General features: G+C 43.7%; 10 protein-coding genes. 7 read left to right on the top strand and 3 right to left on the bottom strand.

The genetic code is table 11. The annotated features are described in order from the left end of the window. Positions 1-273 precede the first annotated feature (273 nt). The gene (gene murC, locus H8716_RS03380; RefSeq protein ID WP_249307094.1) at positions 274-1659 is read right to left on the bottom strand and encodes a UDP-N-acetylmuramate--L-alanine ligase; all 1386 of its coding nucleotides are present in this window, start codon (positions 1657-1659) and stop codon (positions 274-276) included. A gap of 320 nt (positions 1660-1979) precedes the next feature. Between murC and H8716_RS03375 the strand changes: the two genes are divergently transcribed. The 6 genes from H8716_RS03375 to H8716_RS03350 all read left to right on the top strand — a co-directional run bounded on the left by H8716_RS03375 (position 1980) and on the right by H8716_RS03350 (position 10530). Continuing rightward, the gene (locus H8716_RS03375) at positions 1980-3254 is read left to right on the top strand and encodes a glucose-1-phosphate adenylyltransferase (protein ID WP_249307093.1); all 1275 of its coding nucleotides are present in this window, start codon (positions 1980-1982) and stop codon (positions 3252-3254) included. Further along, on the top strand, positions 3251-4369 hold the full coding sequence (glgD, locus tag H8716_RS03370) for a glucose-1-phosphate adenylyltransferase subunit GlgD (RefSeq protein ID WP_249307092.1): 1119 nt from the start codon (positions 3251-3253) through the stop codon (positions 4367-4369). The genes H8716_RS03375 and glgD overlap by 4 nt, the downstream gene beginning before the upstream one ends. Positions 4370-4418: 49 nt before the next feature. Further along, on the top strand, positions 4419-4688 hold the full coding sequence (spoVG, locus tag H8716_RS03365) for a septation regulator SpoVG (RefSeq protein WP_249307091.1): 270 nt from the start codon (positions 4419-4421) through the stop codon (positions 4686-4688). A gap of 183 nt (positions 4689-4871) precedes the next feature. Next, the gene (gene pth / locus H8716_RS03360) at positions 4872-5441 is read left to right on the top strand and encodes an aminoacyl-tRNA hydrolase (protein ID WP_249307090.1); all 570 of its coding nucleotides are present in this window, start codon (positions 4872-4874) and stop codon (positions 5439-5441) included. A gap of 3 nt (positions 5442-5444) precedes the next feature. Next, entirely contained in the window at positions 5445-8963 is a 3519-nt protein-coding gene (mfd, locus tag H8716_RS03355; RefSeq protein ID WP_249307089.1) for a transcription-repair coupling factor, read from the top strand. A gap of 196 nt (positions 8964-9159) precedes the next feature. Continuing rightward, complete coding sequence (locus H8716_RS03350; protein WP_249307088.1) at positions 9160-10530, top strand: peptidylprolyl isomerase; 1371 nt, start codon at positions 9160-9162, stop codon at positions 10528-10530. 82 nt (positions 10531-10612) lie between these two features. On the opposite strand, the gene H8716_RS03345 is transcribed toward H8716_RS03350, so the two are convergent. Then, entirely contained in the window at positions 10613-10939 is a 327-nt protein-coding gene (locus H8716_RS03345) for a branched-chain amino acid transporter permease (protein ID WP_249307087.1), read from the bottom strand. Next, positions 10936-11634, bottom strand: coding sequence for an AzlC family ABC transporter permease (locus H8716_RS03340; RefSeq protein ID WP_249307086.1), 699 nt, complete (start codon positions 11632-11634; stop codon positions 10936-10938). Before H8716_RS03340 ends, H8716_RS03345 begins: the two co-directional genes overlap by 4 nt. A gap of 112 nt (positions 11635-11746) precedes the next feature. On the opposite strand from H8716_RS03340, the gene H8716_RS03335 reads away from it, so the two are divergent. Further along, entirely contained in the window at positions 11747-12289 is a 543-nt protein-coding gene (locus tag H8716_RS03335) for a helix-turn-helix domain-containing protein (RefSeq protein ID WP_249307085.1), read from the top strand. Positions 12290-12330 lie beyond the last annotated feature (41 nt).

Genomic DNA, 12330 nt, shown 5'->3' with positions numbered 1-12330 from the left:
ACTCCCGGTTCACATAGTATAGCACAGCTTTTTTGAAAAGAAAATAAAGAGTTTTGCAACCGGGAGTTGTGAACAATGCGTGTGGATAATGTGGATAATGTGGATATAAAAAGCTGTCTGAATTGTATAAAAAATTCTGAAAGTCGAAAAAACATTGTATTTAAAAGGAAAAGTCGAGGTGTGTTGAAATTTGTCGAAAGGTAGAAAGAAGAAAAAAAATCCACATGTTCACATACACAAAACTGTGTATAAACATGTGGATAATGTGGATAATTATTGACCTAACAGCTTTTCTCCCACTTTTACAATATCTCCGGCGCCCATAGTTATCAACAAATCACCGTTTGAACAATTTTCTAATAAGAAGGTCTCGATCTCGTCAAAGGACGGGAAGTAGTAAGCCTCACATCCCAGATCCAGGAGCTTTTGCTGCAAAGTACGGGAACTGATGCCCAGTGTATCGGTTTCTCTGGCTGCATAGATATCTGCAAGAACTACTTTGTCAGCCAGAGCCAGTGCGGATGCAAAATCATCCATCAGAGCTTTGGTTCTGGTATATGTATGTGGCTGGAATACACACCATAAAGTCTTGTGGGCACAGTTCTGTGCAGCATGAAGTGTGGCACGGATCTCTGTTGGGTGGTGTGCATAATCGTCAACGATGGTAACTCCGCCGATTTCGCCCTTGTGCTGAAAACGTCGTTCGGTTCCGCCAAACTGATCCAGACCCTTCTGCATGGCAGTAACCGGAACCTCAATCAAGTGTGCCAGCGCCAGTGCAGCAATGGCGTTATCCACATTATGTTCTCCCGGAACATGCAGTACAAAATGTCCCATATTTTCAGATCCATGCATCAGATCAAAAGAACCACATGCCATCGCGTCATAGGAAATATTGGCGGCATAGTAATCTGCACCGGAAGTACTGTCCATATCATAGTATATAATCTTGCATGGAAGTCCCTCAGTGATGGCTTCTACATTTGTAATAGCTTTGTTGATAATCAGGATGCCGTCGGATGGCAGTTTTTCCGCAAACAGGCGGAAAGAATGACGGATATCATCCAGATCTTTGAAGAAATCCAGATGGTCAGCATCAATATTCAGGATAATGCTGATTTTAGGAAAAAAGTCTAGGAAACTGTTGGTATATTCACAGGCTTCTGTGACAAAAATGCGGTCGGCACCCACACGGATATTACCGTGGATTGCAGGAAGAATACCACCCACGGAAATGGTAGGATCGGTATCAGCAGCCAGCAGAATGTGGGAAACCATGGAGGTTGTAGTCGTTTTTCCGTGCGTGCCGGATATGGCAATCGGAAGCTGATAATTGGTCATAAGCTGCCCAAGAAGCTCTGCACGTGTCAGCATAGGAATACCTCTTCTGACTGCTTCGGCGTATTCTGGATTGTCCGGGTGAATGGCTGCGGTGTATACAACCAGATCGACACTGTCTTCTATATTAGAAGCGCACTGTCCGTAGAAAATCTTTGCGCCGGATGCAGTAAGCCATTTGGTCAGGTCAGATTCGCTGCGGTCAGATCCGGATACAGAGAATCCGCGATCCAGAAGGATGGCAGCAAGACCGCTCATACTAATGCCGCCGATTCCGATAAAATGGACATGAACCGGTGACTGAAAATCTATTCTATACATTAGAAAATCTCCTTTTATTAGAAATAAAAATATTAACCTTATCATACCGCACTTCCATAAAAAAAGAAAGTGCAGGCAGGGAAATAGTATAAAATCAACAAAAATAATCAATATATTTTAGCGCGAAAGTACAAAAAATGAGTATAAAACGACAGGATGCGAAAAATTACGAAAAAAAAGAAAGACGAAATATATAAATGAACATAGAAAAAAATAGATTTATTGTAAAAAATGTTCACTAATTGAAAATGCTGTGTTATAATAACAATACAAATTATCCCTGTGAGGGACATCGTAAAATAACAGCAAGAGGTGATAGGGTGATTAAGAAAGAAATGATTGCCATGCTTCTGGCAGGCGGTCAGGGAAGCCGTCTCGGAGTATTGACATCAAAAGTTGCAAAGCCAGCCGTTGCTTTTGGCGGAAAGTACCGTATTATTGATTTTCCGTTGAGCAATTGCATCAATTCAGGAGTGGACACAGTAGGAGTGCTGACACAGTATCAGCCACTTCGGCTGAATACACACATCGGTATTGGAATTCCGTGGGATCTTGACCGGAATGTGGGAGGTGTCAGCATTCTTCCACCATATGAGAAGCCGGAAGACACAGAATGGTATACAGGAACGGCCAATGCCATTTATCAGAATCTGAACTACATAGAAATGTTTCACCCGGAATATGTACTGATTCTTGGGGGAGATCATATTTATAAGATGGATTATGAAGTCATGTTGAACTTTCATAAGGCAAGTCAGGCGGCAGTCAGTCTGGCAGTGATGCCGGTTCCGTGGGAGGAAGCCAGCCGGTTCGGTGTGGTAGTAACGGATGAGACCAGCCAGATTACCGAATTCCAGGAGAAGCCAAAGGAGCCGAAGAGTAACCTGGCATCTATGGGAATCTACATATTTACATGGAGTATATTAAAGGAAGCCCTGCTTGCCAACAAAGATGTACCGGGCTGCGATTTTGGAAAACATATCATTCCATACTGTCAGCAAAAGGGCGAGAAGCTGGTAGCTTATGAGTATAACGGCTACTGGAAGGATGTGGGAACTTTAAGTTCTTACTGGGAAGCGAATATGGAACTGATTGACATCATTCCGGAGTTTAACCTGTATGAGGAGTTCTGGAAGATCTATACCAGCGGAGATATTATACCGCCACAGTATATTTCAGAGGATGCGAAGATCCTGAGATGTATCATCGGAGATGGTACAGAGATCTGCGGAGAAGTGGAGAATTCCATTATCGGTGCAGGTGTTACGATAAAAAAAGGTGCCGTAGTAAAGAATTCGATCATTATGAAGGGCACCGTGATTGGAGAAGGTGCGGTAGTCGAGAAAGCAATTATTGCGGAGAATACTGTGATAGGTGCCGGTGCAGTGCTCGGTGTGGGAGAAGAAAAGATCAACCATTACAAGCCAGATGTCTATACGGGAGGTCTGGTAACGATCGGAGAGGACAGTATCATTCCGGATGGAGTGAAGATCGGAAAGAATACAGCAATTATCGGAAAAACAGAAGCTGCGGATTATCCTGACGGCATATTAGAGAGCGGCGGATCAATTATAAAGGATGGTGGCGAAGCATGAGGGCAGTAGGAATTATTTTAGCCGGCGGCAACAATGAAAAGATGCATGAGTTATCACATAAAAGAGCAATTGCGGCCATGCCTGTGGCAGGAAGTTACCGGAGCATTGATTTTTCACTGAGTAATATGACCAATTCCGGGGTACAGAAGGTGGCAGTTCTGACCCAGTACAATTCCAGATCCCTGAATGAACATCTCAGTTCATCCAAGTGGTGGGATTTTGGACGGAAGCAGGGAGGGTTGTATGTATTTACGCCAACCATTACCGTAGAGAATAATTCCTGGTACAGAGGGACGGCAGATGCCATAGCCCAGAATCTGGATTTTCTGAAGAACTGTCATGAGCCGTATGTAGTGATTGCATCCGGTGACGGTGTATATAAGCTGGATTACGGAAAGGTGCTGGAATACCATATTGAGAAAAAAGCGGATATTACCGTGGTATGCAGTGAACTCCCTCAGGGAGACGACATTACCCGTTTTGGCGTGGTAAAGATGAATTCAGATGGAAAGATCACAGAATTTGAAGAAAAGCCGGAGAATGCCCATGGAAGCATGATTTCTACCGGAATTTATGTAGTACGCCGGAGACTTCTGATTGAATTGGTGGAAAAGGCTCAGGAACAGAATCAGTATGATTTTGTAAAAGATATTCTTGTAAAATACCGTGGACTGAAGCGAATGTATGCTTATCCGTTACAGTCTTACTGGAGAAATATTTCTACAGTGGAAGCCTATTATCAGACGAATATGGACTTTCTGAAGCCAGAGATCCGTGAGTATTTTTTCCGGCAGTATCCCAATGTATATTCCAGAATTGAGGATCTTCCGCCGGCAAAATATAATCCTGGAACAGAAGTGAAAAACAGTCTGATATCATCCGGCTGTATTATTAACGGAGTCGTGGAGAACAGTGTGCTGTTCAAGAAAGTGTTTGTGGGAAATGACTGCACCATTAAGAACTCCATTATTCTCAATGACGTGTATATCGGAGATCATACACATATTGAAAACTGTATTGTGGAAAGCAGAGGTACGATACGGGCGAATTCTTCTTTTATTGGGAAAGAGAAGATAAAGATTGTGGTTGAAAAAAACGAACGTTATATCATGTAGTGTCGTTTTTTGAGATACAAAAGCAAGGAAAATGAGAGGAAAAGTATTTATGGTTATCACAGATGTAAGAGTTCGCAGAGTAGCAAAGGAAGGAAAGATGAAAGCGGTAGTATCTATTACTATAGATGATGAATTTGTAGTACATGATATCAAAGTGATCGAAGGAGAGAAAGGGCTGTTCATCGCAATGCCAAGCAGAAAGGCATCAGACGGAGAGTATAAGGATATAGCCCATCCGATTAATTCTGCAACAAGAGAGAAGATTCAGCGCATTATTCTGGAAAAGTATGAAGCAACCACAGAGGAAGCTGAAGAATAAAATCTGAAAGGGAAAGAGAGAAATTACGATACTGTTCATAGCAGCTGTTACGCAAGTATGTTTTGCGAACGTGGTGAACAGTAGCAGATCCTGTCACGAAAGTGGCAGGATTCTTTTTTTGAAATATTTTTGAAAAATATGATATACTGTATTCCAAATGGCTAATGAAGAGGAGAATGAGATATGTTTATCATAGCAGGACTGGGAAATCCGGGCAGGGAATATGCCCATACCAGACACAATGTGGGATTTGATACCATTGATGTGCTGGCAGATATGTACCGGATTGATGTAGATACGAAAAAACACAAGGCATTAATCGGAAAGGGGATCATAGAAGGACAGAAGGTAATTCTGGCAAAACCACAGACGTATATGAATCTCAGCGGGGAAAGTATCCGGGAACTGGTGGATTTTTATAAAATCGATGAAACCAGTGAACTGATTATTATTTATGACGACATTAGTCTGAATCCCGGACAGCTGCGCATACGATTAAAGGGAAGCGCAGGCGGTCATAATGGTATTAAGAGCATCATACAGCATCTTGGCGGCCAGGAATTTCTGCGCATCAAGGTAGGTGTAGGCGAAAAGCCGGTGGGATACGATCTGGCAGACTATGTGCTGGGACATTTTACCGGGGATGACAAACTTGAGATAGAAGATGCCAAAGACCGGGCGGCGAAGGCGGCTGCCATGATGGTTGGCGGAGAAATTGAAAAGGCAATGAATGAATATAACAGGAAGGTATAAGATATGAGAGCTTTCACAGCCCCGCTGGAGAATCTGGAAGAATATGAACAGATACGGGAACGGTTAAAAAAGAATCAAGGTGTTTTACAGGTGTCCGGGTGCATTGAATCCCAGAAGTCGCATTTTATGTACTGTCTTGGTGAGAAGTATCATCAGAGGCTGATTATTACTTACAGTGATCTCAGAGCCAGAGAGATCTATGAAAATTACCGTTTTTTTGACCGAAAAGTACTGTTGTATCCGGCAAGGGATCTGATGTTTTACAGTGCAGATATACAGAGTCATCAGATCGGAATGCAGAGAATGGCAGTACTGCGGGCACTGATGGAAGAAGAGAATGTGACAGTGGTGACGACACTTCCGGCGTGTATGGAAAAGATTCTTCCCCTGGATTATATCAGAGAACGTGTACTGGAGTTTCGGAATGACAGCAGTATTGACTTTGCGGAGCTGTCGGCACAGCTTGTGGAAATGGGATATGAAAAAATGCCGCAGGTGGAAAGTGTGGGACAGTTTGCAATCCGTGGTGGAATCGTGGATCTGTATCCACTGACAGAAGAGAATCCGGTGCGTATTGAGTTATGGGGGGATGAGATTGATTCCATTCGCAGTTTTGATATCTTAAGCCAGAGATCTATTGAGAATCTGGAGTATATCCGCATTTATCCGGCCAATGAGGTTCTGGTCAGTGAAGCGCAGGCAGCATCGGCCATGAAGATAATAGAGGCAGAAGGAAAAAAACAGGAAGTATTTTTCAGAGATGCGATGCATACAGAAGAAGCATTTCAGGTGAAGACTCTGACAGGAGAAATCCGGGAGAAGCTGATTGACAGAAAGGAACGCACAGGACTGGACAATCTGGTTCCGTATTTTTATAAAAATACAGTGTCTTTTATCGATTATATGAGCGGGGATGCACTGATCTGTCTGGATGAGCCAAACCGGATCAGTCAGGAAGGGACTTCAGTGGAAAATGAGTTTTCCCAGAGTATGGAGAATCGGTTAAATAAAGGATATGTGCTGCCGGGGCAGACACGGCTTTTATATGGCTGTATGGAGACGATAGGAAGTCTGAACCGCAGGAACTGTCTGGGGCTTTGTATCATGGATGCGCCAAGGGATGAATGGAGCATATCGGGGACGTACAGCATGACTGTCCGGTCGGTGAATTCTTATCATAACAGTTTTGAACAGCTGGTAAAGGATCTGCAGAAGTGGAAAAAGTCCGGGTACCGGGTTGCATTGTTATCCCCATCCAGAACGAGAGCCATGCGCCTGGCACAGGATCTTCAGGAGTATGAACTGAACAGCTTCTATACGGCAGACAGAGACCGTGAGATTCTGCCGGGAGAGATTCTGGTGACAGAAGGAAATCTTCACCATGGGTATGAATATCCGCTGATTCGATTTGCGGTGCTGACAGAGAGTGATATGTTCGGCAGGGAGAAGAAAAAGCGGAAGAAGCATCATACTTATGAAGGACAGAAAATACAGAGCTTTACAGATCTGAAAGTGGGAGATTTTGTCGTTCACGAAAGTCATGGGCTCGGGATCTATCGTGGTATAGAGAAGATTGAAGTGGACAAAGTTACCAAAGATTACATGAAGATTGAATACAGCGGAGGAAGCAATCTGTATGTGCTGGCAACTCAGTCGGATGTGATTCAGAAGTATGCAGGGGCTGATGCGAAGCCGCCAAAGCTGAATAAGCTTGGTGGACAGGAATGGAATAAGACTAAGACAAGAGTGCACAAGGCAGTGCAGATTGTGGCACAGGATTTGGTGAAGCTCTATGCTGCAAGACAGGAGAAGCAGGGATTTGTGTACGGACCGGATACGGTATGGCAGAGAGAATTTGAAGAGATGTTTCGTTTTGAAGAGACAGACGATCAGCTTCAGGCAATTGCCGATACGAAAAAGGATATGGAAAGTACGAAGATTATGGACCGGCTGATCTGTGGAGACGTGGGATTTGGCAAAACGGAGGTTGCCATTCGTGCTGCATTTAAGGCAGTGCAGGAAGATAAGCAGGTGGTATATCTGGTGCCGACCACAATTCTGGCGCAGCAGCATTATAATACCTTTGTGCAGCGGATGAAGGATTTTCCGGTGCGGGTGGATCTTCTCTGTCGTTTCCGTACAGCAGCTGAGCAAAAGAAAACACTGGGGGATCTGAAAAAAGGAACTGTGGATATACTGATCGGTACACATCGTGTGTTATCCAAGGATGTGGTATTCAAGGATCTGGGACTGCTGATTGTGGATGAGGAACAGCGTTTTGGAGTAACTCACAAAGAGAAGATCAAGCAGATGAAAAACAATATCGACGTGCTGACGCTGACAGCTACGCCGATTCCGCGTACTCTGCATATGAGCCTGATCGGTATCCGGGATATGAGTGTGCTGGAGGAGGCACCGAATGAACGGCAGGAGATCCAGACTTATGTGATGGAATATAATGAAGAAATGATCCGGGAGGCAATCAGCAGAGAACTGAACCGGGGCGGACAGGTTTATTATGTATACAACCGGGTCAATACCATTGTGGAGATGAGTAATACCATTGCGAAGTTGGTGCCGGAAGCAAATGTGGCATTCGCTCACGGGCAGATGAAGGAAAGGGAACTGGAGCGGATCATGTATGACTTTATTAATGGAGATATTGACGTTCTGGTATCTACAACGATTATTGAGACTGGACTGGATATTTCCAATGTAAATACCATGATCATTCATGATGCAGACAATATGGGACTGTCCCAGCTCTATCAGCTCAGGGGACGCGTGGGACGTTCCAACCGGACCGCCTATGCATTTCTGATGTACCGGCGGAATAAGATGCTGAAAGAAGTGGCGGAAAAACGGTTGTCTGCGATCCGTGAATTTACTGAGCTGGGAAGCGGTTTCAAGATAGCCATGCGGGATCTGGAGATCCGAGGTGCTGGCAATCTGCTGGGAGAGGCTCAGCATGGACATATGGAAGCAGTAGGATATGATCTGTACTGCAAGATGCTCAATGAATCTGTACGGGAACTGAAAGGCGAACAGCAGATTCAGGAAAAATATGAGACAGTAATGGATCTGGATATCGATGCGTATATTCCGGATAAATATATCCGCAATGAATATCAGAAACTGGATATTTACAAGAGGATAGCCATGATTGAATCCAGGGAAGAATACGACGATATGTTGGAAGAACTGCTGGATCGTTTTGGAGAACCGCCAAGAGCCGTGCAGAATCTGTTGTCCATCGCAGAATTAAAGGCAGAAGCACACCGGGCATTTATCACAGAAGTGACTCAGAAAGGAGATTTTATCAAGCTTGTAATGTATGAGAAGACTCAGGCAGATCCAAAGCGAATCGAGCAGATGATTCAGAAGTATCAGGGGAAGATGAAGTTTGTCATAGAGGCAAATCCGTACTTCCTGTATACCAAGCCAAGGAAGTCTGCGAAAGATAACAGGGATGTGCTGGAGCTGACAAGGGAGATGATCGAAGATATTGGGGGGATTTCCTGATTTTTACGTACGAATGATCATGTTGTATTTTCGTGAGACACTCATTCTGTATACTAAAATTAGGAAATACCTGTAATGAGTAAGGAATAAAGTCATTGCGGTACAGCGAAAAAAGAGCTATACTAAAGAAGATAATCACGAAATGCGATTTCCCGGGGGGTTTCCCCATTAATATGAGATATAAAGGAGAATCATAATGAGTAGATATGGAAAAAGAATTCTGGCTGCAGGCGTGTGTGCAACGATGACGATGGGGCTGCTGACAGGATGTTCTTCTTCAACAGGTAAGACAGTTGCCAAGATGGGAGATGCGGAGATTACGCTGGGAGAAGCAGAATTTATGCTTCGTTATAATCAGGCGAAGACCCAGGGATATCTGGGAGCATTATTTGGAGAAGGCTCTAATGTTTTTCAGCAGGATCTGACCGGAAGCGGACAGGCATATGGTGTTACCATGAAAGAAAGTGTCATGAATGATCTGAAGGATATGATACTCATGGAACAGCATATGAGTGATTATAACGTAGAACTGACAGATGAAGAAAAAGCAGCGATCGAAGAAACTGCCAAAGAATTCCTTGCCGAGAACAGCAAAGATGTGTTAAAGGCACTGGCAGCGACGGAAGAGACAGTAACCAGAGTACTTACATTATATACTATTCAGAGCAAGATGCAGACCGCCATTGAAGCGGATGTAGATACCGAAGTATCTGACGATGAAGCGGCACAGAAAAGTATCCAGTATGTATATTTCACCATTCCGGAGACGGAAAGCGAGGCAGAAGATACCACAGAAGCAGAGAGCGGAAGTGAAGAAGATACTACCGAAGCTGTCACAGATGCAGCCGAAGAGTCTGGTGAAATTGTAGCAGAAACCGAAAGTGAAACCGTATCTGAGACAGAGACCGCAGCAGAAGAAACAAGTGAAGCAGTTTCCGAAAATGGTACAGAGGACGCCAGCGAAGCAGTTTCTGAGAATGATACCGAGGAAGCAACAGAAGCTGAGACAGAAGAAAGCGCGGAAAAGAAAGAGACAAGAGAGACTGCCCAGAGTGTCATCGATGCAGTACTTGGCGGAGAAACACTGGAAGATGCTGTAAAAGCAGTAGATGAGAATAAGAGTGTTACCGATTATTCTTACGGAGCAGATGAAGAGACACTGAATGAGAATCTGAAAAATGTGGCAGATACCCTGTCAGATGGTGAGATTGCAGCAGAACCGGTGGAAGGTGAAAACGGATTCTATGTAGTACAGATGGTAAGTACATTTGACCGCGAAGCTACGGATCAGAAGAAGGAAGAGATTATAAACGACAGAAAACAGGAATTACTGAACAGTGTTCTGGAAGGCTGGGCAACAGATTCCTTTGATATTGATGAAAAGGTATGGGATACTGTTACTTTTGATGATATCATTACATTAAAGTCAACAGAAGCTGAAACAGAAGAAGGAACGGATGACGCTGCCGATACTGATATCGAGTCTGAAACAGATAGCGAAGCAGCATCAGAGACAGAGAGTGCAGCCGAAGAAACAGAAAGCGAGACTCAGTCTGAGACAGAATAACAGCGAGAATGGCGGCTGGGAAGACTTTTTCTAAGAAGACGAAAACAGGGCGGTGAAGAAACTCTTCACCGCCCTGAATACGTTAAAACACAAACTGCATCAGCAGCATATAACAAATAGTCCCACCCGCAATGGAGATGAGCATCTGGCGTTTCCAGATATGCAGCCCGCCGGTGACAAGAATAGAGATCAGTTCCGGAATGCCATGGCTGCCATGGAATACACTGACATTTTTCAGACAGTAGATGACCAGCATGCCAAAGACTGCAGATGGCAGATACTTCCCAAGATACTGTATAAATTCCGGTGTCTTGCGATGTTCATTGAAGATCATAAATGGGAGAAAGCGTGTAGTCATAGTGCCAAGGACACACAGACCAATCGTGATAATCTGCTGCGCAAGTGTCATTTCTGTAAAACCTCCTTTTTCTCCAGTGGTTTGCGAAGCAGTGTAAGCAGTCCGACAATCAATGCCATAGTCGGAACCATAAAGGAATCCGGTCCGAAGACTATCAGGCACAGGACAGAAACAGTCAGCCCGATCAGGGAAGCACTGTGCTCCTTTTCCTTCAGCCACTGCTCCAGAAAGATGACCACGAACATGGCGGTCATGACAAAACTGATGCCAGAGGTATCGATCTTTAAAAGAGAGCCTACGATACCGCCTGTGGTGGCAGCTGCGGACCAGTAGAACTGATTCAGCAGGGTAACCCAGAAATAGAACCATCCCCGGTCTACATCTTCTGGAATATCAGCAGAACAATTAATAGAAAATGTCTCATCACACATGCCGAAGATCAGATAATATTTTTTCCAGCCGAGACCTTTGAACTTGTCCAGCATAGACAGACCGTAGAACAGGTGCCGTGCCTGGATCAGTAACGCCATGATAAATGTTTGTAGTGGTGCAAAGGGGGACAGCAGCATTTCCACAGCAACGAACTCTAACGAACCACCATAGATCAGGAGACTCATGCATAAAGGGTAGACAAAAGAAAAACCCGATGCATTCATGTAGATGCCATACGCCATTCCCAGGAACCAGAATCCGGTAAAGATCGGAATCGTCTGTGGAAAGGCGACTTTCAGTGCTTTAATTCTCATAAAAATCTCCTTGAAAACAAAATAAACATAATGTAAAATATAATTAACTGAGGAATATTATAACACCGTGAAATATATTTTACAATATAGAAAATAAAATTTTGGAGTATATATGGAAATCGGAGAAATTATTGCATATAATTTGAAAAAATTACGTGAGGAGCAAAATCTGAGTCAGGGACAGCTGGCAGAACGTGCAGGCGTCAGCAAGGTAATTATTTCCCAAATTGAAAAAGGAGATTCAAATCCAACGATAAATACGATCTGGAAACTAACCAGTGCACTTAGTCTTCCTTATACCAGTCTGCTGGAGATGGAAGAACCCCGGGCAGTTTATGTGAAGAAAAAGGAACGGTCAGAGATATCGGAAGGAAAATACCATATATATAACTATTATCCGAAAAATGCAGAACGAAATTTCGAAGTATACCAGATTGAGATGGATGCAGGCTGTGACCATACTTCAGTAGGACATTGCGCCAACAGTTTTGAATATCTTGTCTTGACAGATGGTAAAATAACGATTTCTCTGAATGAAAAGGATTATATTCTGGAAAAAGATGATGCGTTGTATTTTGATGCATCACAGCCCCACCGTTACAAAAATGAAGAAGCATCATCTGCAAAGATGACAATGGTAATACAGTATTTGTAAAATATAATAATATCAGAAAAAGAGATGAGGAACAAAGAATT

The organism is Jingyaoa shaoxingensis (assembly GCF_014385005.1).
In the GTDB taxonomy this organism is placed as follows: Bacteria; Bacillota; Clostridia; order Lachnospirales; family Lachnospiraceae; genus Marvinbryantia; species Marvinbryantia shaoxingensis.
The sequence above is the reverse complement of the archived record's forward strand: the minus strand, read 5'-3'. Positions and strand labels throughout refer to the sequence as shown.

Coding starts and splice junctions, on each gene's coding strand:
- murC (WP_249307094.1), bottom strand. CDS start 1,659: ATGTATAGAATAGATTTTCAGTCACCGGTTCATGTCCATTTTATCGGA.
- glgD (WP_249307092.1), top strand. CDS start 3,251: ATGAGGGCAGTAGGAATTATTTTAGCCGGCGGCAACAATGAAAAGATG.
- spoVG (WP_249307091.1), top strand. CDS start 4,419: ATGGTTATCACAGATGTAAGAGTTCGCAGAGTAGCAAAGGAAGGAAAG.
- pth (WP_249307090.1), top strand. CDS start 4,872: ATGTTTATCATAGCAGGACTGGGAAATCCGGGCAGGGAATATGCCCAT.
- mfd (WP_249307089.1), top strand. CDS start 5,445: ATGAGAGCTTTCACAGCCCCGCTGGAGAATCTGGAAGAATATGAACAG.
- H8716_RS03350 (WP_249307088.1), top strand. CDS start 9,160: ATGAGTAGATATGGAAAAAGAATTCTGGCTGCAGGCGTGTGTGCAACG.
- H8716_RS03345 (WP_249307087.1), bottom strand. CDS start 10,939: ATGACACTTGCGCAGCAGATTATCACGATTGGTCTGTGTGTCCTTGGC.
- H8716_RS03340 (WP_249307086.1), bottom strand. CDS start 11,634: ATGAGAATTAAAGCACTGAAAGTCGCCTTTCCACAGACGATTCCGATC.
- H8716_RS03335 (WP_249307085.1), top strand. CDS start 11,747: ATGGAAATCGGAGAAATTATTGCATATAATTTGAAAAAATTACGTGAG.